This window comes from Pseudomonas quebecensis (genome assembly GCF_026410085.1).
GTDB classification, from domain to species: domain Bacteria; phylum Pseudomonadota; class Gammaproteobacteria; order Pseudomonadales; family Pseudomonadaceae; genus Aquipseudomonas; species Aquipseudomonas quebecensis.
The window spans coordinates 3971573-3991636 of record NZ_CP112866.1 but is presented as its reverse complement, the minus strand read 5'-3'; the positions used below and the strand labels follow the sequence as shown (position 1 = coordinate 3991636).

Annotated in this window: 18 protein-coding genes; 8 read left to right on the top strand and 10 right to left on the bottom strand. The window is 58.7% G+C overall.

Annotated elements, in window-relative coordinates:
* The first annotated feature begins 189 nt into the window (after positions 1–189).
* Positions 190–2298, top strand: coding sequence for a molybdopterin oxidoreductase family protein (locus OSC50_RS18630; RefSeq protein WP_266248156.1), 2109 nt, complete (start codon positions 190–192; stop codon positions 2296–2298).
* A gap of 86 nt (positions 2299–2384) precedes the next feature.
* Entirely contained in the window at positions 2385–2723 is a 339-nt protein-coding gene (grxD, locus tag OSC50_RS18625; RefSeq protein WP_060753947.1) for a Grx4 family monothiol glutaredoxin, read from the top strand.
* A gap of 68 nt (positions 2724–2791) precedes the next feature.
* Here the strand turns inward: grxD and bfr are convergent, their stop codons facing one another.
* A complete protein-coding gene (gene bfr, locus OSC50_RS18620; protein WP_181080533.1) occupies positions 2792–3262 on the bottom strand; it encodes a bacterioferritin in 471 nt (156 codons plus the stop codon).
* Between the two features lie 201 nt (positions 3263–3463).
* Positions 3464–3682, bottom strand: coding sequence for a bacterioferritin-associated ferredoxin (locus tag OSC50_RS18615; RefSeq protein WP_083351544.1), 219 nt, complete (start codon positions 3680–3682; stop codon positions 3464–3466).
* A 238-nt stretch (positions 3683–3920) separates the two neighbouring features.
* Between OSC50_RS18615 and OSC50_RS18610 the strand changes: the two genes are divergently transcribed.
* On the top strand, positions 3921–4523 hold the full coding sequence (locus OSC50_RS18610) for a peroxiredoxin (RefSeq protein WP_003231418.1): 603 nt from the start codon (positions 3921–3923) through the stop codon (positions 4521–4523).
* Between the two features lie 65 nt (positions 4524–4588).
* On the opposite strand, the gene rnt is transcribed toward OSC50_RS18610, so the two are convergent.
* Together rnt and pyrC are read right to left on the bottom strand one after the other, a co-directional pair.
* Positions 4589–5260 (bottom strand): ribonuclease T, encoded by a 672-nt coding sequence (rnt, locus tag OSC50_RS18605; protein ID WP_181080534.1) that lies wholly within the window; start codon positions 5258–5260, stop codon positions 4589–4591.
* Positions 5257–6303 (bottom strand): dihydroorotase, encoded by a 1047-nt coding sequence (gene pyrC, locus OSC50_RS18600; protein WP_181080535.1) that lies wholly within the window; start codon positions 6301–6303, stop codon positions 5257–5259. The genes rnt and pyrC overlap by 4 nt, the downstream gene beginning before the upstream one ends.
* A gap of 156 nt (positions 6304–6459) precedes the next feature.
* Between pyrC and OSC50_RS18595 the strand changes: the two genes are divergently transcribed.
* The 3 genes from OSC50_RS18595 to OSC50_RS18585 all read left to right on the top strand — a co-directional run bounded on the left by OSC50_RS18595 (position 6460) and on the right by OSC50_RS18585 (position 9965).
* Positions 6460–7368 (top strand): flagellar protein MotY, encoded by a 909-nt coding sequence (locus OSC50_RS18595; protein WP_181080536.1) that lies wholly within the window; start codon positions 6460–6462, stop codon positions 7366–7368.
* A gap of 129 nt (positions 7369–7497) precedes the next feature.
* Entirely contained in the window at positions 7498–8715 is a 1218-nt protein-coding gene (locus OSC50_RS18590) for an argininosuccinate synthase (RefSeq protein WP_034096138.1), read from the top strand.
* 617 nt (positions 8716–9332) lie between these two features.
* Positions 9333–9965 (top strand): response regulator transcription factor, encoded by a 633-nt coding sequence (locus OSC50_RS18585; protein ID WP_181080537.1) that lies wholly within the window; start codon positions 9333–9335, stop codon positions 9963–9965.
* 84 nt (positions 9966–10049) lie between these two features.
* Here OSC50_RS18585 and OSC50_RS18580 read toward each other — a convergent pair whose 3' ends face one another.
* The 4 genes from OSC50_RS18580 to metG all read right to left on the bottom strand — a co-directional run bounded on the left by OSC50_RS18580 (position 10050) and on the right by metG (position 14277).
* Positions 10050–10232, bottom strand: coding sequence for a PA3496 family putative envelope integrity protein (locus tag OSC50_RS18580; RefSeq protein ID WP_266248157.1), 183 nt, complete (start codon positions 10230–10232; stop codon positions 10050–10052).
* A gap of 107 nt (positions 10233–10339) precedes the next feature.
* Positions 10340–10978: an endonuclease III gene (nth, locus tag OSC50_RS18575; protein ID WP_181080539.1), complete on the bottom strand. Its 639-nt coding sequence runs from the start codon at positions 10976–10978 to the stop codon at positions 10340–10342.
* 167 nt (positions 10979–11145) lie between these two features.
* Positions 11146–12108, bottom strand: a complete 963-nt coding sequence (gene rsxB / locus OSC50_RS18570) for an electron transport complex subunit RsxB (protein WP_266248158.1) — start codon at positions 12106–12108, stop codon at positions 11146–11148.
* 117 nt (positions 12109–12225) lie between these two features.
* Positions 12226–14277, bottom strand: coding sequence for a methionine--tRNA ligase (metG, locus tag OSC50_RS18565; protein WP_181080541.1), 2052 nt, complete (start codon positions 14275–14277; stop codon positions 12226–12228).
* 171 nt (positions 14278–14448) lie between these two features.
* Between metG and apbC the strand changes: the two genes are divergently transcribed.
* Positions 14449–15543 carry an iron-sulfur cluster carrier protein ApbC gene (gene apbC, locus OSC50_RS18560; protein WP_253510767.1) on the top strand — a complete coding sequence of 365 codons (1095 nt, stop codon included), beginning with the start codon at positions 14449–14451 and terminating at the stop codon, positions 15541–15543.
* A gap of 438 nt (positions 15544–15981) precedes the next feature.
* Here the strand turns inward: apbC and fdxA are convergent, their stop codons facing one another.
* Positions 15982–16305: a ferredoxin FdxA gene (gene fdxA / locus OSC50_RS18555; protein ID WP_181080543.1), complete on the bottom strand. Its 324-nt coding sequence runs from the start codon at positions 16303–16305 to the stop codon at positions 15982–15984.
* A gap of 142 nt (positions 16306–16447) precedes the next feature.
* Entirely contained in the window at positions 16448–19039 is a 2592-nt protein-coding gene (gene mutS / locus OSC50_RS18550) for a DNA mismatch repair protein MutS (RefSeq protein ID WP_181080544.1), read from the bottom strand.
* Positions 19040–19259: 220 nt separating this feature from the next.
* On the opposite strand from mutS, the gene OSC50_RS18545 reads away from it, so the two are divergent.
* The gene (locus OSC50_RS18545; RefSeq protein ID WP_181080545.1) at positions 19260–19994 is read left to right on the top strand and encodes a LexA family transcriptional regulator; all 735 of its coding nucleotides are present in this window, start codon (positions 19260–19262) and stop codon (positions 19992–19994) included.
* The last annotated feature ends 70 nt before the right edge of the window (positions 19995–20064 follow it).

The window sequence follows — 20064 nt, the reverse complement described above, 5'->3', positions numbered from 1 at the left end:
ATGTGCGGGGGCGGGGCTGGGGCAGGCCGCGTCGGTTTCAGTGGGCCTGTGCCAGGTTCTGTAACATTTGCTCATGCTTACTCCCGCATGGCCCGGCCTGATGCCTGTCGATTCACGGCACGAACGATGCTGGCGCCCGCCGCGGCCACGGCCCATAGTCAGGCCAAAGCCCCTATAAAGAGACTGGCCATGACCAAGACTCTCCATCACCGTGCCTGCCATCTGTGTGAGGCCATCTGCGGCCTGACCGTGGAAACCACTCGAGCCGACGACGGCAGCCTGGCGATCACGTCGATCAAGGGCGATCCACATGACACGTTCAGTCGTGGTCATATCTGCCCCAAAGCCGTGGCGCTGCAGGATATCCAGAATGACCCCGATCGCCTGCGCCAGCCGATGCTGCGGGTGGGCAGCGAATGGCAGCCGATCCCTTGGGATGATGCGTTTGCCCTGGTCGCAGAGCGATTGGCGGGTATCCAGGCGCAGCATGGGCAGAATGCGGTCGCGGTTTACCAGGGCAATCCCAGTGTGCATAACTACGGACTGATGACCCACAGCAATTACTTTCTAGGCCTGCTCAAGACGCGCAACCGGTTTTCCGCAACGTCCGTGGATCAATTGCCCCATCACCTCACCAGCCACCTGATGTACGGGCATGGGTTCTTGCTGCCCATCCCGGATATCGACCATACCGACTTCATGTTGATCCTGGGTGGCAATCCGCTGGCGTCCAACGGCAGCATCATGACGGTGCCGGATGTAGAAAAGCGCCTGAAGGCGATCCAGGCCCGGGGTGGCAAAGTGGTGGTGGTCGACCCGCGACGCAGTGAAACGGCCGCGATTGCCGACCAACACCTGTTCGTACGGCCTGGCGGCGATGCGGCATTGCTGTTTGGCGTGCTCAATACTTTGTTCAGCGAGAATCTGACGCGCACCAGCCATTTGCCCGTTGAAGGCCTGGGTGAGGTACGCGATGCGATCAGCGGCTTTACCGCCGAAGCGATGAGTCGCCAGTGCGCTGTACCGGCCGCGCAGATCCGTCAATTGGCGCGGGATTTCGCAGCGGCGGACAAGGCGGTCTGCTACGGGCGCATGGGGGTGTCGACCCAGGCGTTCGGCACCGTGTGTCACTGGCTGGTGCAATTGATCAATCTGGTGACGGGCAACCTGGACCGTGTCGGCGGCGCAGTATGCACCTCGCCTGCGGTGGATCTGGTGGCGTCAACCGGCGGCGGTCATTTCAACCGCTGGCAAAGCCGGGTTTCCGGGCGGCCGGAGTACGGTGGCGAGCTGCCTGTATCGGCTCTGGCGGAAGAAATGCTGACCGAGGGCGAAGGACAAATCCGCGCCCTGGTGACGGTGGCCGGCAACCCGGTGTTGTCCACGCCAAACGGTCGCCAACTGGAGCAGGCGCTGGAGGGCTTGGAGTTCATGGTCAGCGTCGACCTGTACATCAACGAGACCACGCGCCATGCCGACCTGATCCTGCCGTCTACGTCGGCGTTGGAAAACGATCACTACGACACCACGTTCAATATGTTCGCGGTACGCAATGTCACCCGGTTCAATCGCGCGATCCTGCCCAAACCCGAGGGCGCGTTGCATGACTGGGAAATCTTCGTGGGCCTGGCCCAAGCGTTCGCGGCAAAGACCGGCGCCGCCCTGAAGCCGACCCTGCCGCCCGCGCAGATGATCGACTTCGGGCTGCGTGCCGGGGCGTACGGCGATGGCTCCAGCCATAACCTGTCGGTGGCAATGCTGGCGGACCATCCCCACGGCGTGGACCTGGGTCCGCTGCGGCCCAATCTGGCCACGCGGCTGAAAACGGCGGATGGCAAGGTGCAGGCCGCTCCGGCGGTAATTCTTGCTGACCTCGCGCGCTTCGCGGCGCAGCCGGTGCCGACCGCCGATGAGTTGCTGCTGATCGGGCGTCGGCATGTGCGCAGCAATAACTCCTGGATGCATAACTACCATCGCCTGGTGAAGGGCAAGCCGCGCCATCAGTTGCACATGCACCCCGACGATCTGGCCCGTCGTCAATTGCATGATGGCCAGCGGGTGAAGGTCAGCTCGCGTATCGGGATGATCGAGGTGGAGGTGGTCGCCAGTCTCGACATGATGCCGAGCGTGGTCAGCCTGCCTCACGGCTGGGGCCATGGCCGTCCCGGTGTGCGGATGAGCATTGCCAGCGAGCAGCCAGGGGCCAGCGCCAATGACCTGACCGACGAGCGGCAACTGGACGAGTTATCCGGCAATGCGGCCTTGAATGGCGTGCCCGTGCAGGTAGCGGCGGCGTAAGCTTGCCTGAGCACCGTGCTGGAATTTTGCGTTACAATGCGCCAAAGTGCCGACTGTGAGTCGCAAAGTTCCTGCAGAGGTGTTCCATGGATATCATCGAAACGATCAAAGAGCAGATTGCCAACAACACCATTCTGCTTTACATGAAGGGTGCCCCGAACGCTCCTCAATGCGGTTTTTCCGCGAAGGCGTCCCAGGCCATCATGGCGTGCGGCGAGAAATTCGCTTACGTGGATATCCTGCAAAACCCTGAAATCCGCGCCAACTTGCCCAAGTACGCCAACTGGCCAACGTTCCCGCAACTGTGGGTTGCCGGTGAGTTGGTCGGCGGCAGTGACATCATCGTCGAGATGGCGGCTGATGGTTCGTTGCAAACGCTGATCAAAGACGCAGCGGCAAACGCGGCGGCCAAGACAGACGCTTGATTCGACCGCATTAAAAAGCCCCGCTTCTCGAAAGAGAGCGGGGCTTTTTTGTATCTGCCAGCGAAGGGTTACTCACCCATCTGCGATTGCAGATAGTTCTCCAGGCTGACTTTGTCGATCAGGCCCAATTGGGTTTCCAGCCAGTCGATATGCTCTTCCTGGTCTTCCAGGATGTCTTCCAACAGTTCACGGCTGCCGAAGTCGGCGCTCGCTTCGCAGTGAGCGATGGCGGCCTTGAGGTCGCTGTGGCTCTTGCGTTCAAAGCCCAGGTCGCTGCTGAGCATCTCCTGGCTGTGCTCGCCAATGGTCAACTTGCCCAGGTCCTGTACGTTAGGCAGGCCTTCCAGGAACAGGATGCGCTTGATCAGCGCATCGGCGTCCTTCATGGCCTTAATGGACTCTTTGTATTCACGCTTGCCCAGCTTTTCCAGGCCCCAATCGTCATACATGCGCGCATGCAGGAAGTACTGATTGATCGCGACCAGTTCATTGGCAAGGATTTTGTTAAGTTGCTGGATGACTGAGATGTCGCCTTTCATGACTGGGGTCCTGCCCTGTAATAGCTGTGTATAAGGCGGAGTTTGAGCGGCGAACTCTTTGGTGTCAAACCTAAGTTATTGAATAATAAATGAAAATTAATCGGAATAAGAATGTTTGTGTTCCGCGTCTTGGCGCTAACTGTTTGAATTACAGACATAAAAAAACCGGACATCAAGTCCGGTTCTTTAAAACACGTCTGATCAGGCGTGTGTAAATTCTGCTGAATAGGGGAGTGCAGTCTGGGCTGTCTGTAACTGGGTCAGGGTTTCCCTTACCACTTGCTTGGCCAGGCAGGCGCATTTGCCGCACTGGCTGGCGACGCCGGTGGCTTCACGCACTTCCTTGTAGCTGCAGCAACCTTCGTAGATTGCTTCGCGGATTTTTCCGTCGGTGACGCCAGTACACAGGCACACATACATAAGGGAGAACCGTCGCGGGTTTAGGGCTTAAGTGCGTTGGATCTTAATGTTAACGAGAATGATTGTCAAAGTAGAATCGTGCACTTTTCGCGGGGCGGCCCTCGCGCTGACGAACGGTTTTTTCCGTGTATGATGGTCGGTCTTCACGAAGCGTGACCGCGTCACAGGCCTGTCGCTTGAACACGGCAGACTCTGTCCGGTCCCATTACTTCAATCTTCACCTATCAGGAGATACCCCATGAGCGTACTCGTCGGTAAACAAGCCCCGGATTTCGACGTACCTGCCGTCCTCGGTAATGGCGAAATCGTTGACAGCTTCAAGCTGTCTGAAGCCATCAAAGGCAAATACGGCCTGGTGTTCTTCTATCCGTTGGACTTCACCTTCGTCTGCCCTTCCGAGCTGATCGCCCTGGATCACCGCATGGACGATTTCAAGGCGCGCAACGTGGAAGTGGTTGCGGTGTCCATTGACTCCCATTTCACCCACAACGCTTGGCGCAACACTGCCATCAACGATGGCGGCATCGGCAAAGTCAAATACACCATGGCAGCCGACATGAAGCACGAGATCGCCAAGGCCTACGACGTTGAGTCCGAAGGCGGCGTGGCTTTCCGTGGCGCGTTCCTGATCGATGACAAGGGCGTCGTGCGTTCGCAGATCATCAACGACCTGCCGCTGGGCCGTAACATGGAAGAGCTGATCCGCCTGGTTGACGCGCTGCAATTCCACGAAGAGCACGGCGAAGTGTGCCCTGCCAACTGGAAAAAAGGCGACAAAGGCATGACCGCTTCCACCGAAGGTGTTGCGGCTTACCTGACCGAGAACGCTGGCAAGCTGTAAGCCAGGGTTGAGGTACAAAAAAACCGGTCTGTGAAGGCCGGTTTTTTTATGCGCAGGGTCTGGCTTCAGTCGCTGAAGTCTTCCCAGCCGCCCATCTGCTTCCAGCGATTGACGATGCCGCAGAACAGCTCGGCGGTCTTCTCGGTGTCATAGCGTGCCGAGTGGGCTTCGCGACCGTCAAAGTCGATACCGGCGGCCTGGCAGGCTTTCGCCAGTACCGTCTGCCCATACGCGAGGCCGGCAAGGGTGGCGGTATCGAAGCTTGAGAACGGGTGAAACGGGTTGCGTTTCATGTCCAGTCGCGCCACGGCGGCATTCAGGAAACCCAGGTCGAAGCTGCTGTTGTGGCCAACCAGGATCGCGCGTTTGCAGCCATTGGCCTTCAACGCTTTGCGCACACCGCGGAAGATATCGGTCAGCGCCGCTTCCTCACTCACAGCCATGCGCAGCGGGTGATCAAGCTTGATCCCGGTGAATTCCAGCGCGGCGGCTTCAATGTTGGCGCCTTCGAACGGCTCGACACGGAAGAAGTGGGTATGTTCCGGGAACACGAAACCCTGCTCGTCCATGCCGATTGTCGTGGCAGCGATTTCCAGCAAGGCATCGGTGGCGCAATTGAAGCCACCGGTTTCTACGTCGATGACAACCGGCAGATAGCCACGAAAACGCTCGGCCATCGGGTGACGGGAACCGCCGCCATTGTGCTCGTGTTCGTCGTCGTAATGGTCTTCACTCACTTGCTTTCCTCCAGCAGGCGCCAGCGCAGTGTTTCACCGGCGCGCAGCGGGATGACAGTCAGCTCGCCGAACGGCAGGCTGGCAGGGGCGGTCCAGTCTTCACGGACCAGGGTGATGCGGTCGGTGTTGGCCGGCAGGCCGTAAAAACGCGGACCGTTGAGGCTGGCAAAGCCTTCGAGCTTGTCCAGCGCATTACGCTGGTCGAACGCTTCGGCATACAACTCGATCGCGGCATAGGCGGTGTAGCAACCGGCACAGCCGCACGCGGCTTCCTTGGCGTGCTGGGCGTGAGGTGCCGAGTCGGTGCCGAGGAAGAACTTCGGATTACCGCTGGTGGCGGCATCCAGCAGGGCGACCTGATGAGTGTTGCGCTTGAGGATCGGCAGGCAATAGAAGTGCGGCCGAATCCCGCCCACCAGCATGTGGTTGCGGTTGTACAGCAGGTGATGCGCAGTGATGGTCGCGCCGACGTTGGCCGGGGCCTCGGTGACGAACTGCACGGCATCGGCCGTGGTGATGTGCTCGAACACCACCTTGAGCGTCGGGAACAACTCGACCACGCGGCGCATATGCTCGTCGATAAAGATCTTCTCGCGATCGAACACGTCCACATCGCCACGGGTGACTTCACCGTGGATCAGCAACGGCATGCCGACTTCAGCCATGGTTTCGATGGCCGGCAGGATCTTGTCGATGCTGGTCACGCCGGAATCGGAGTTGGTAGTGGCCCCGGCCGGGTACAGCTTGGCGGCGTGTACGAAACCGCTGGCCTTGGCCTGGCGAATTTCTTCGGGCTGGGTGCGGTCGGTCAGGTAGAGCACCATCAGCGGTTCGAAGCGGCTGCCGGCCGGGCGTGCCGCGAGGATACGCTGGCGATAGGCGTCGGCTTCGGCGGCATTACGCACCGGAGGAACCAGGTTAGGCATGATGATGGCGCGGCCAAACGTGCGCGCAACATCGGCCACGGTATGGGGCAACGCGGCACCATCGCGAAGATGAATGTGCCAGTCATCGGGACGCAGCAGGGTCAGGCGGTCGGACATTGGGGATTCCAGGCGGGTCAATCTGGTGGGAATGCTACCGGAAAAGACTCGTGCAGGCACTCGCTATCAAGTTTTGCAGGATGCGACCGATAGCTCTGGGTATGCCTTAACGATGTATGACGCTTTGAAGTGTTGTAGAAACCAGTGGAGCCTCCCGTGCGCCAGCATTATCTAGCCCTGCTCAGTGTGTTCGCCAGCCTGCCTGCGATGGCACTCACGTTCCAGACCCGTCTGGAGAACATTGAGTGGAAGGTGGAAGGCGATCAGTTCGAGTGCCGCCTGACCCAGCCGATCACGGATTTCGGATCGGGTGAGTTCGTGCGCCGGGCCGGCGAGCAGGCAACATTTCGACTCAAAGCCTATAACGGTTCCCTGGGCGCAGGGTCGGCCACTTTGCTGGCCGCTGCGGCTCCGTGGCAGCCGGGGCGCGGCGATATTAACCTGGGAGCGGTGCGCGCCGGCAGCGGCGATGTCCTGTTTAACAGCTCCCAGGCCCAGGCGGGGCGTCTTTTTACGGGCTTGCTTGAGGGCCGCTCACCCACCGTACGGCATTACGGGCGCGAAGGCGGTTATTCGGAAATCCGTTTGCTGCCGGTGAAATTCAACAAGGCCTACAGCGACTACCAGCTGTGCACAGCCAAATTGCTGCCGATGAATTACGATCAGGTCAAGCAGACCGAGGTCGGCTTCCCCGGCGGTGGCATCGAGCTGGATGCGGCGGCCAAGCAAAAGTTGTCGGTGATTCTGGCGTTCATGAAGGCGGACCCCACGGTCAACCATATCGAGTTGAACGGCCACTCGGACAACAGCGGCAATCGCCTGACCAACCGCGATGTCTCGCGCCGACGCGCGTTGGCGGTCATGGACTACTTCAAGGCCAATGGCATCGCGGAATCTCAGATTACCTTACGCTTCCATGGCGAAAGCTATCCCTTGGCCCCCAACACCAACGCGGCCAACCGTGCCCGTAACCGCCGCGTGAATATTCAGCTGGAAAGGGTGGCCGCGCCGGAGAAACCGGCGCCCCAAGCGACCGCTCCGAGCAACCCGGCGCATACTTCCTGAGGTGCGACCATCGGTCGCCCCTTCGACATAATCTGTCGCTTTATCTTCATTTGCTGTCGCGCCCCTGTAAATTCACGGTTTTGATCGGTAGAATCGACGCCTTTCCGTACAACCCCGTGGAGTGATGGCATGGCCGACGTAAACAAGGTCGTTCTCGCGTATTCCGGCGGCCTGGACACTTCGGTGATCCTCAAGTGGCTGCAGGATACTTATAACTGTGAAGTGGTGACCTTCACCGCTGACCTGGGTCAGGGCGAAGAGGTCGAACCTGCACGTGCCAAGGCGCAAGCCATGGGCGTGAAAGAGATCTACATTGACGACCTGCGCGAAGAGTTCGTCCGCGATTTCGTTTTCCCGATGTTTCGCGCCAACACCGTCTACGAAGGCGAGTACCTGCTGGGTACCTCCATCGCACGTCCGCTGATCGCCAAGCGCCTGATCGAGATCGCCAACGAAACCGGCGCCGACGCCATTTCCCATGGTGCTACCGGCAAGGGCAACGACCAGGTGCGTTTCGAACTGGGCGCCTATGCGCTCAAGCCTGGCGTCAAGGTAATCGCGCCGTGGCGTGAATGGGACCTGCTGTCCCGTGAAAAGCTGATGGACTACGCCGAAAAGCACGCGATCCCGATCGAGCGTCACGGCAAGAAAAAATCTCCGTATTCGATGGATGCCAACCTGCTGCACATCTCCTATGAAGGTGGCGTGCTGGAAGACACCTGGACCGAGCACGAGGAAGACATGTGGCGCTGGACCGTCTCCCCTGAAAAGGCGCCGGATACCCCGCAGTACCTGGAGCTGACCTACCGTAACGGCGACATCGTGGCGCTGGACGGCGTGGAAATGACGCCTGCCACCGTACTGGCCACCTTGAACCGCATCGGCGGCGAACACGGTATCGGTCGTCTCGACATCGTGGAAAACCGTTACGTGGGCATGAAGTCCCGCGGCTGTTACGAAACCCCCGGCGGCACCATCATGCTGCGCGCTCACCGTGCCATCGAATCCATCACCCTGGACCGCGAAGTGGCTCACCTCAAAGACGAGCTGATGCCCAAGTACGCCAGCCTGATCTACACCGGCTACTGGTGGAGCCCTGAGCGCCTGATGCTGCAACAGATGATCGATGCGTCCCAGGCTCACGTAAATGGCGTGGTACGTTTGAAGCTCTACAAGGGCAACGTGATCGTCACCGGGCGTAAGTCCGACGAGTCGTTGTTCGACGCCAACATCGCCACCTTCGAAGAAGATGGCGGCGCTTATAACCAGGCGGATGCGGCGGGCTTTATCAAGTTGAATGCGCTGCGCATGCGTATCGCTGCCAATAAGGGCCGCTCGTTGTTCTGAGTGAACCCGTTGTGAAAATGGCCCCTTTTTCAGGGGCCATTTTTTTTGAGCTTTTTTAGCCATTGTTCGATGTTTATTCCTGTTTAAAAAACAAGTCCTTGGTTCAAATAACGCCTATCAGACTAGAGGGCGTGTATGAGCTCCATAAGCTTTTTGTAGGAATTAATTATTTTTTTATGTCCATGTAGGAACTGGTCTTACAGGAAATTCACTCATGTAAACGTACATGACCTGTAAGTCATAGAAAGTTCTGTAGGAAAAATGGATGTAAATAAATATGTTGAATGGAACTGAAACAATCAAATATTTGCTGCGTGCCGCAGCTTCCCGTGCCTGCGGGCAAGGGGCATTTGCTGAAAGTGCTGTGCGCCGCGATTACCTCAAGCCCCTCTCTCAAAGGAGATTTCACTCGAAATATGTAAAACCCCGGAAAGGTCTGAAAGGCTCCATAAAACTGGATACATCCGAGTTGGTGTTTTTTTGTAGGGCAATTCCTTTATCGTTGTGGGTTGGGTCTCTGCTTGCTGTTGCTCGGGGGGGAGCGCTATGCCAACTAGGAAACGACTAGGCTATTGTGCTTGCTCTGAATAATTCGAACAGCGAAATTGGACTTTCTCATGAATAAAGTGCTGATCGTGGATGATCATCCTGTCATTCGTCTTGCTGTGCGTATGCTAATGGAGCGTCATGGTTATGAAGTCGTTGCCGAGACTGATAACGGTGTCGATGCGTTGCAACTTGCACGGGAACATATGCCGGATATCGTCATACTGGATATTGGAATTCCCAAACTGGATGGGCTGGAAGTTATATGCCGCTTGTCTTCCACCAAGCAACCTTCACCGTTCAAGGTGCTGGTACTCACCTCTCAGGCCCCTGGCCATTTTTCAATGCGCTGCATGCAGGCGGGGGCCGCCGGGTATGTATGCAAGCAACAGGACCTGACCGAGTTGCTCAGTGCGATCAAGGCTGTCCTGTCGGGCTACAGCTATTTTCCGAACCAGGCGCTCAACTCGGTGCGCTCCACCATAGGCAACGCCAGTGAAGCCGACATGGTCGAACGCCTGTCCGGGCGCGAGATGATGGTGTTGCAGCAATTGGCCCGCGGCAAGACCAACAAAGAGATCGCCGACGGCATGTTCCTCAGTAACAAAACTGTCAGCACCTACAAGACTCGCCTGCTGCTCAAGCTCAATGCCCGTTCCCTGGTGGATCTGATCGAGCTGGCTCAACGCAACGGTCTGGTCTAGAGGAGGGCGTAACACCCTGCGTGCTCAGGGTGTCCGGCAGAAAAAAGCCTCCGTCAGGGAGGCTTCCGGTCGTCGACCGCTTGATCAAAGGTCGAAGTCGTAATCGGCCAATTGTTTCTGCAAGCGTCGCTCTTCCAGAAGATTGTCGATGGTGCGGCGTTTGCTCAGATTGGTCTTGGCCACTTCCGCAACAGGTGCATCAGTTCCATCTTCCTCCGACTCCACAAGGTCGTCTTCGATTTCCAATTCTTCTTTGCCAGCGCTCATAAGGTTAACTCCAGGCTAAGACTGCCGTTGGCGCTCCTTATAGCGATAATCTGCGAATGGGTAAAAAAGATTTTTTCAATCGAAGGATATGGAAAATCAATAATTCCTCAATCGTCAGAAGTCTTGTCTTTGTATTCACACAAATCTTCGATCTTACAGCTGCCGCAGCGCGGCTTTCTGGCCTGGCACACGTAACGCCCGTGCAGGATCAGCCAGTGGTGGGAATCGAGCAGGTAAGGCTTGGGCACGAACTTCATCAGCTGCTTCTCCACCTCAACTACGTTTTTCCCGCGAGCGATACCGGTGCGGTTACTGACCCGGAATATATGTGTATCCACGGCCATGGTCAGTTGTCGAAAGGCGGTGTTGAGCACCACGTTGGCGGTCTTGCGGCCTACGCCTGGCAGAGCTTCCAGCGCTTCACGAGTCTGCGGTACTTCGCTGCCATGCTGTTCAACGAGCAAACGACAGGTTTCAATCACATTCTTGGCCTTGCTGTTGTAAAGGCCGATGGTCTTGATGTATTCCGACAGCCCTTCAACCCCCAGGGCATAGATGGCTTCGGGGGTATTGGCCACGGGAAATAACTTGGCCGTGGCCTTATTGACCCCCACATCTGTGGATTGGGCTGACAGAATCACCGCAATCAGCAACTCGAACGGTGACGAGTAAGCCAGCTCCGTCTTGGGTTCCGGATTGTCTTCGTGGAGCCTGCGAAAAATTTCCAGGCGTTTTGCGGCATTCATGGGGCGAAGTGTTCCTTGCAGGCGGTCAGCGGGATGTCGAGTGGGGCACCCTATGTGGGGGGCCTATGGGCGACAGTTCAAGCAGAATAAACCCGACGGGCATCAATGTGATGTCGGAGGCTGCGCGTCGAAAGACCAATAGCGCCAGGTTCAGTGCCTGTTACAGCTCAGTCGCCATGGCTATCCACCTGGCGTTGGGCTTCATCGAGTCTGTGTTGTGCATCCGCCAGTCGCTGCGCGTCGGCCTGTTGATCCTGGGCCTTCTTCAACTCGGCGCGGCGCATCGCCAGCTGAATCTTGGCGCGTTTAAGGTCAGCGGTTTTGCTGTTGGGTTGTTCGGCTGCCGGAGCGCTATTGATCTCCAGTGCTGTCAGGGCCTGTTCCGCTGCCTCGAACTGCTGTTGCAGGACAACCAGCTGCGATTGTTGCTCAAACGTCGGCGGATGCCCAAAGGCTTTCAAGGATTTGTGCAGTTGGGCGCGGCTCATGGTTACATTGATCCTGGCCTTTTTCACCGCCGCATCGCGTGCAGCGTTTGCCGCGTCTGTCGGCATTGCTTCTACCGGCGCCGAACGCTTGGAGCGGGCCAGGCGTTCGGCGAGTTTGTGTGTTTCTTCGCGCTGCAGACGCGCATTGCGCTGCTCGAAGCGGCGACGGGCGCGACTGCGTTTGGCGTCGCGCTCAAAGCGTTCTTTATCGTTGCTCGCCACACCACCCACAAGCACAACGGTGCCGAGCGGCGGACGCATCTCGATGCAATCAACCGGACAGGGCGCCACGCAAAGGTCACAGCCGGTGCACTCGTCGATGATCACCGTGTGCATCAGCTTGGCGGCGCCGACGATGGCATCCACCGGGCAGGCCTGGATGCACTTGGTGCAGCCGATGCATTCGGCCTCGCGGATGTAGGCGATCTGGGCTGGAGCGTTGCCTCGGCTGGTGTCCAGTTCCAGCACCGGCACGCTCAGCAATTGCGCAAGCCCAGCAATGGTTTCCTGACCACCAGGCGGACACTTGTTAATTGCTTCGCCCTTAGCAATGCCTTCTGCGTAAGGCTTGCAACCTGGGTGGCCGCATTTGCCGCATTGGGTCTGAGGCAGCAGCGCGTCGATACGTTGAATGAGGTTCATGCTGAGATCGTTTGCATGCCGGTTGATTGAACCAAACAGAGCCTGATTATCCGGCAGGCAAGAAGGGGGACCTGCTCTATAGCCCCGTCGCCGAAACGACAGGGCTGTTGTGCAGACTTACTTGATGCGCTGACCCGGCTTGGCGCCACTGTCGGGGCTCAGCAGGTAGATTTCTTCCCCGCCAGGCCCTGCCGCCATCACCATGCCTTCGGAAATACCGAACTTCATTTTCCGCGGCTTGAGGTTGGCGATCATCATGGTCAGGCGTCCATCGAGCTTGGACGGGTCCGGGTAAGCACTCTTGATGCCCGAGAACACGTTGCGCCGCTCGTCACCGATATCCAGCGTCAGGCGTAGCAGCTTGTCGGCGCCCTCAACGGCTTCGGCCTTGACGATCAGGGCAACGCGCAAGTCGATGGCGGCGAAGGCGTCGAAATCGATTTGCGGGGCAAGTGGGTCCTTGGTCAGTTCGCCATTGCCGGCCGGAGTCGCTTCGCCGGTATCGGTCTGGCTGGCGGCCAGATCTTCTTTCGACGCGTCGGTCATCGCCTGCACCTTCACGGGGTCGATTCGGGTCATCAGGGGCTTGAACGCATTCAACTGATGGTTGCCGAGCAAGGTGGCGTGGTCGTTCCAGGTTAATGGCGCAACGTTGAGGAACGCTTCGGCATCGGCGGCCAGCAGGGGCAGTACCGGCTTGAGGAAGATCACCAGTTGGCGGAACAGGTTGACGCCGGTGGCGCAGATCGCCTGCACCTCAGCTTCTTTACCTTCCTGCTTGTTCAGCGACCACGGCGCCTTGTCGGCGATCCAGGCGTTGGCGCGGTCGGCCAGGCCCATGATCTCGCGCATGGCGCGGGCGAAGTCACGGGCTTCATAAGCATCAGCAATGCTTGGCGCGGCGGCCAGGAAGGCGTCGGTCAGTTCCGGCGCGGCATTCTCGGCCACCAGCACGCCCGCATTGCCCTTGTGGATAAACCCGGCGCAACGGCTGGCGATATTTACGACTTTGCCTACGAGGTCCGAGTTGACCTTTTGTACGAAGTCTTCCAGGTTCAAGTCCAGGTCGTCGACGCCACGGCCCAGTTTGGAGGCGTAGTAGTAGCGAAGGTATTCCGGCGACAGGTGGTCCAGGTAGGTGCGCGCCTTGATAAAGGTGCCACGGGACTTGGACATTTTTTGCCCGTTGACGGTCAGGTAGCCGTGTACGTTGATGCCGGTCGGCTTGCGATAGCCCGAGCCTTCAAGCATCGCCGGCCAGAACAGCGCGTGGAAGTTGACGATGTCCTTGCCGATGAAATGGTAAAGCTCGGCGGTGGAGTCTTTGCCCCAGAACGCGTCGAAGTCCAACTCCGGCGTGCGGTCGCAAAGGTTCTTGAAGCTCGCCATGTAGCCGATCGGCGCGTCCAGCCATACATAGAAATACTTGCCCGGCTCGCCCGGGATCTCAAAACCAAAGTACGGCGCGTCGCGGGAGATGTCCCACTGCTGCAGGCCGGCATCCAGCCATTCGGCAATCTTGTTGGCCACGGCGTCCTGCAAGGTGCCGCTGCGGGTCCAGGTCTGCAGCATCTGCTGGAAGTCCGGGAGCTTGAAGAAGAAGTGCTGAGAATCCTTGAGTACCGGGGTGGCGCCGGAGATTGCCGACTTCGGGTCCTTCAGGTCGGTGGGGGCGTAGGTGGCCCCGCATTTCTCGCAGTTGTCGCCGTACTGGTCTTCGGTGCCGCACTTGGGGCAGGTGCCCTTGATGAAGCGGTCGGCCAGGAACATTTTCTTTTCCGGGTCGAAATACTGGGTGATCGAGCGCGTGGCGATGTGCCCGGCGTCCTTCAACCGCAGGTAGATCTGGCTCGACAACTCACGGTTTTCATCGGCGTGGGTCGAGTGGAAGTTGTCGAAGTCCACCAGGAACTCGGCAAAGTCGGCGCTGTGTTCAGCCTGCACGTTGGCGATCAGTTGTTCCGGGGTGATGCCTTCCTTTTCGGCGCGCAGCATGATGGCCGAACCGTGGGCGTCGTCCGCGCAGACATAGATGCATTGGTTGCCGCGATGCTTCTGAAAGCGCACCCACATATCGGTCTGGATGTACTCAAGCATATGGCCAAGATGGATGGAACCATTGGCATAGGGCAGGGCGCTGGTGACGAGGATCTTGCGTGGCTCGGACATGGGGCTCGGCTACTTGATGAAACGGAGGTCGGCCACTATAAAGCGCCGGCAAATTTATTTCACCCCGTGGTGCTGTTTCAGCCTCCTGCAAACTGTCGAAAGCATGCCGTTAAGCGCCTGGAACGGTTAGGATAGCCGCCTGTTTCAGTCAGTCTTTTTCGGGAGTAGCCCATGAGCGCCGTGAATCGCGCAGCGGTGGAAGCCGTTCTTCGCCAGTACACCGACCCCTATTTGAACCAGGACCCGGTCAGTGCCGGATGTGTGCGTTCCATCGAGGTCCTGGGCGATCAGGTCTCGGTCCGGTTGGAGCTGGGCTACGCCGCCGGCCTGTTCAAGAACGGTTGGGCGCAGATGCTGCAGATGGCCATCGAAGGCCTGGACGGCGTGCGTTCGGCCAGCATCGACATCCACTGCGTGATCGCCGCTCACAAGGCCCAGGCACAGATCCCTGGCCTCGCCAACGTCAAGAACGTGGTAGCGGTAGCGTCGGGCAAGGGTGGCGTGGGCAAGTCCACCACGGCGGCGAACCTGGCCCTGGCCCTGGCTCGCGAAGGTGCGCGGGTGGGCATCCTCGATGCCGATATCTATGGTCCGAGCCAGGGCGTCATGTTCGGCATAGCCGAAGGCACGCGGCCGCAGGTCAAGGATCAGAAGTGGTTCGTGCCCATCGAGTCCCTGGGCGTGGAAGTGATGTCCATGGCGTTCCTTACCGATGACAACACACCCATGGTGTGGCGTGGGCCGATGGTTTCCGGTGCATTGCTGCAATTGGTCACCCAGACCGCCTGGGGCGACCTGGATTACCTGGTTATCGACATGCCGCCCGGCACCGGCGATATCCAGCTGACCCTGGCGCAAAAGGTACCGGTGGCCGGCTCTGTGATCGTTACCACGCCCCAGGACCTGGCGCTGCTCGACGCGAAAAAAGGCGTGGAGATGTTCCGCAAGGTCAACATCCCAGTGTTGGGGGTCGTGGAAAACATGGCGGTGCACATTTGCTCCAACTGCGGCCATGCCGAGCATTTGTTTGGCGAGGGTGGTGGCGAGAAGCTGGCGACTCAGTACGGTGTCGAGTTGCTGGCGTCGCTGCCGCTGTCGATGCTGATTCGCGAACAGGCCGACGGCGGCAAGCCGACGGTGGTGGCAGAGCCCGACAGCCAGATCGCAATGATTTATCAGGAACTGGCCCGTCACGTGGGCGCGCGGATTGTCTTGCAGGAAGCCGCAATGCCGGCCATGCCGACAATTACCGTCAGCGAAGATTGAAGCGTGTAGGGAGTCGTTACGCTTTTGCCCAATTGCACGTGTAAGCATTCGCTTACTTTTTCGTAAGCGAATGGGTTTTTTAGCCGAACCAAGACGCTAAAAAACATGCAGTCTTTTTCTATCTAATTGAAAAATAACAATTATTTAGGTGCGCTTGAATGGTGTCGGGTGCTGGTGCGGATGTAGCATCCCGTTGAACTTCCCTTGGAACTCTCTAACATCAGCCCTGTGTCCACGGATTGGCACGGCCATCACGGAACGATGGTTCAAGGAATATCGCAGGACGCGATTCATCAGGATGATGAAAAGGAATACAGGGACTAGGGAAAAAATGTGGGCGGGTCATACCGCCCCTTTTTTTGCCTGTAGAAAAGTAAAAACAGATGCCAATAAATGCAAAAAGGCCCGCAAGGGGCCTTTTGACGAACGGTGACGCTGTCAGCGTTCGAGGTCGGCGAGTTTGCCTGGCTTGCCATCCCACTCTTCGGCGTCAGGCAGCGCGTCTTTCTTCTCGGTGATGTTGGGCCAGATATCAGCCAGCTCAGCGTTCAACGCAATGAAGTTCTCCATGCCGGCAGGCACCTCATCTTCAGAGAAGATCGCGTTGGCCGGGCATTCTGGCTCACACAGGGCGCAATCGATGCACTCGTCCGGGTGGATGACCAGGAAGTTCGGGCCTTCGTAAAAGCAGTCCACCGGACAGACTTCTACGCAGTCGGTGTACTTGCACTTGATGCAGTTGTCGGTGACGACGAAGGTCATTTCTAATTTTCTCCTCAGGCGGCGGCAGCGAAACCCTTTATGGCAGGGCTCGCGAGGTTCGGGAGCGATAGTCTGCAGGCCAGGCTAAGAGTCTGCAGCATCCCAAACCGCGCGAGAGTCTACCAGCTTGCACGCGTATGCGTTATATCCGAGTCTTCAGTGCATATAACATTTCGAGCGCTTTACGCGGCGTCAAGTCATCCAGGTCAAGCTTGGCCAACTCATCCAGCACTGGATGGGGCAGGCTGGCGAACAGATCGCTCTGATGCGGTGCGCTGGGCTTGCTGGCGGCCTTGGATGGGCGCGCGACCACGGTTTCATGAGGCAGGGCCGTGGTTTCCAGGCGACGGAGGTGTTCGCGCGCGCGGGTGATCACATCGTTTGGTACGCCGGCCAGTTGCGCTACGGCCAGACCGTAACTCTGGCTCGCCGGCCCAGGCAGTACGTGGTGCAGGAACACGATGCGCTCGTTGTGCTCGGTCGCATTCAGGTGCACGTTGGCGACCAGGGGTTCGCTTTCCGGCAATACCGTCAGTTCGAAATAGTGGGTGGCGAACAGCGTGTATGCGCGCAGATGCGCCAGGCGTTCGGCCGCTGCCCAGGCCAGGGACAGGCCGTCGAAGGTACTGGTGCCTCGACCTACTTCGTCCATCAGCACCAGGCTGCGGTCGGTAGCGTTGTGCAGGATATTGGCGGTTTCGCTCATTTCCACCATAAAGGTCGAGCGGCCACCGGCCAGGTCGTCGCTGGAGCCGATCCGGGTGAAGATCCGGTCTACCAGGGACAGCTCGCAACTGGCCGCCGGCACGAAACTGCCGATGTGCGCCAGCAGCACGATCAACGCGGTCTGACGCATGTAGGTGGATTTACCGCCCATGTTCGGACCGGTGATTACCAGCATGCGAGTATCGTCATCCAGCGACAGGTCGTTGGCGACGAACGGCGTGGTCAGCACCTGCTCCACCACCGGGTGACGCCCTTGCACGATGCGCATGCACGGCTCGCTGACAAACCGCGGGCAATTGAGGTCAAGGTTCAGCGCCCGCTCGGCGAGGTTGCTCAGTACATCCAGCTCGGAAAGCGCGGCGGCAGTGTCCTGCAGCGGTGCCAATTGGCCGATCAGGTCTTCGAGCAACGCCTCATAAAGCATTTTTTCCCGCGCCAGGGCTCGGCTCTTGGCCGACAGTGCCTTGTCCTCGAACTCTTTGAGTTCCGGGGTGATGAAGCGCTCGGCGCCCTTGAGCGTCTGGCGCCGCTGATAGTCGATCGGTGCCTGCTCGGCCTGTTTGCTCGGCAACTCGATAAAGTAGCCATGCACCCGGTTGTAGCCGACCTTCAGGTTGGCCAGGCCGGTGCGGGCTTTTTCGCGGGCCTCCAGGTCGATCAGGAACTGCCCGGCGTTTTCACTCAGCGACTGCAGTTCGTCCAGTTCGCTGTCGTAGCCGGTCTTCAGCACGCCACCGTCGCGGATGATCGCCGGAGGATTGTCGATGATGGCTTTTTCCAGCAGCGCCGCCAGTTCAGGGTATGTGCTGGTGGTGACGGCCAACTGCTGCAGGTGCGGCGCGTCCAGTTCAGCCATGGCGGCTTGCAGTTGCGGCAGGGCGCCAAGGGCGTCGCGCAGTCGTGCCAGATCGCGCGGGCGTGCGTTACGCAGGCCGATCCGCGCCAGGATGCGCTCGATATCGCCGATTTCCTTGAGCTGCGGTTGCAGCTTTTCAAAACGGTAACCGTCCAGCAGGCAAGTAATGGAGGACTGGCGCGCTTGCAGCACCTTCAAATCCCGCAGCGGGCGGTTCAGCCAGCGGGTCAGCAGACGGCTGCCCATGGCGGTCTGGCAGCGGTCGACCACCGATTGCAGGGTATTGTCGCGTCCGCCGGACAGGTTGGTGTCCAACTCCAGGTTGCGCCGGCTGGCGCCGTCGAGCACTACGGTATCGTCCAGGCGCTCGTGGCGCAGGCTGCGCAAGTGCGGCAGGGCGGTGCGCTGGGTTTCCTTGGCGTAGCTGAGCAGGCAACCGGCGGCGCCGATGGCCAGTGTCAGGGTTTCGCAGCCGAAGCCTTTAAGGTCTTGCACCGAGAACTGCTGGCACAGACTTTTCAATGCCGAGTCACGCTCGAAATCCCACGGCGCGCGACGCTTTGTCCCACGACGTTTTTCCGCAGGCAAATCCTTGGGCCAGTCGTCCGGGATCATCAGCTCAACCGGGTTGATGCGTTCCAACTCCGCCAGCAGGTTCTCCCAGCCCTTGATCTCCAGCACCGTGAAATTACCACTGGTGATATCCAGCACCGCCAGGCCGAACAGACGCTCGTCACCCAGCACCGCCGCGATCAGGTTATCGCGACGCTCATCCAGCAGCGCCTCGTCACTCACCGTGCCCGGCGTAATAATGCGCACCACCTGGCGTTCCACCGGGCCTTTGCTGGTGGCCGGATCGCCGATCTGCTCGCAGATCACCACCGACTCGCCCAGCTTCACCAGCTTGGCCAGGTAGCCTTCCAACGAATGGTAAGGAATCCCACACATCGGAATCGACTGCCCCGCCGACTGCCCGCGCGCGGTCAAGGTGATGTCCAGCAGCTTGGCGGCCTTCTTCGCGTCTTCGTAGAAGATCTCGTAGAAGTCGCCCATGCGGTAGAACATCAGTTGATCAGGGTGCTGGTTTTTCAGGCGCCAGTACTGCTGCATCATCGGGGTGTGGGAGGACAGGTCGGACGTGTTTTTACTCATTGGGTAGTAGGCAAATTCGTTGAAAGTGATGGGGCAAAGGGGGCGCTTGGCCCAGCATTTTTTGCGATGGGCGCAAGGTTAACACGCGAGGTCGGCCCTTCGCAGTTCGCAAAAAGCCGGGTAAAACACAAACTCGGCGCTACGGGTTATCTGCCCTTTATGCATAAAATATGCAAAATAGCATTTGCCAACGTTAAAAACTCCGTTCACTATCCCGGTTATGCAAAAACGCAACGTTTCTATCGTACTAAGAGAGCTGCTGGACCGCGACCGGATCTCCCCCACGGAGCTTCACCGGCGCACCGGTGTGCCTCAATCCACGCTGTCCCGGATCCTCAGCGGCAAGATCGTCGATCCGTCGGACAAGCATATCTCCCGCATTGCCGAATACTTCGGCGTGAGCACCGACCAACTGCGCGGGCGCATGTCGGTGGGCGCGGCGCGGGACGAAGGGCGCGACCCGATGCATTCGGAACTCAAGGACATAAGCCTGTGGGACGACGACACCCCTATCAATGACGATGAGGTGTCGATCCCCTTTCTGCGCGAGGTTGAATTGGCTGCTGGATCAGGAAGATTCGTCATCGAGGAAAGCGAGAAGGCCAGTCTGCGCTTTGGAAAGCGCAGCCTGCGGCACAATGGCGTGCAGTTCGACCAGGCCAAGTGCGTGACGGTGCGGGGCAACAGTATGTTGCCGGTGCTGCGCGATGGCGCGACTGTCGGGGTGAATGCCGGTAAGAGCGGCATTGGCGATATCGTTGATGGTGACTTGTATGCCATCAATCACAATGGTCAGTTGCGTGTGAAGCAGCTCTACCGCCTGCCTTCCGGCATTCGTCTGCGCAGTTTCAATCGTGACGAACATCCGGACGAGGACTATAGCTTCCAGGACATCCAGGACGAGCAGATCAGTATCCTCGGCCATGTGTTCTGGTGGGGCATGTACGCTCGTTAACCCAGTTCAACAGGACAAAACCCGCCAAGCTGCGGGTTTTTTTTCGCCTGCAAAAAGCTGGCAACCCTTT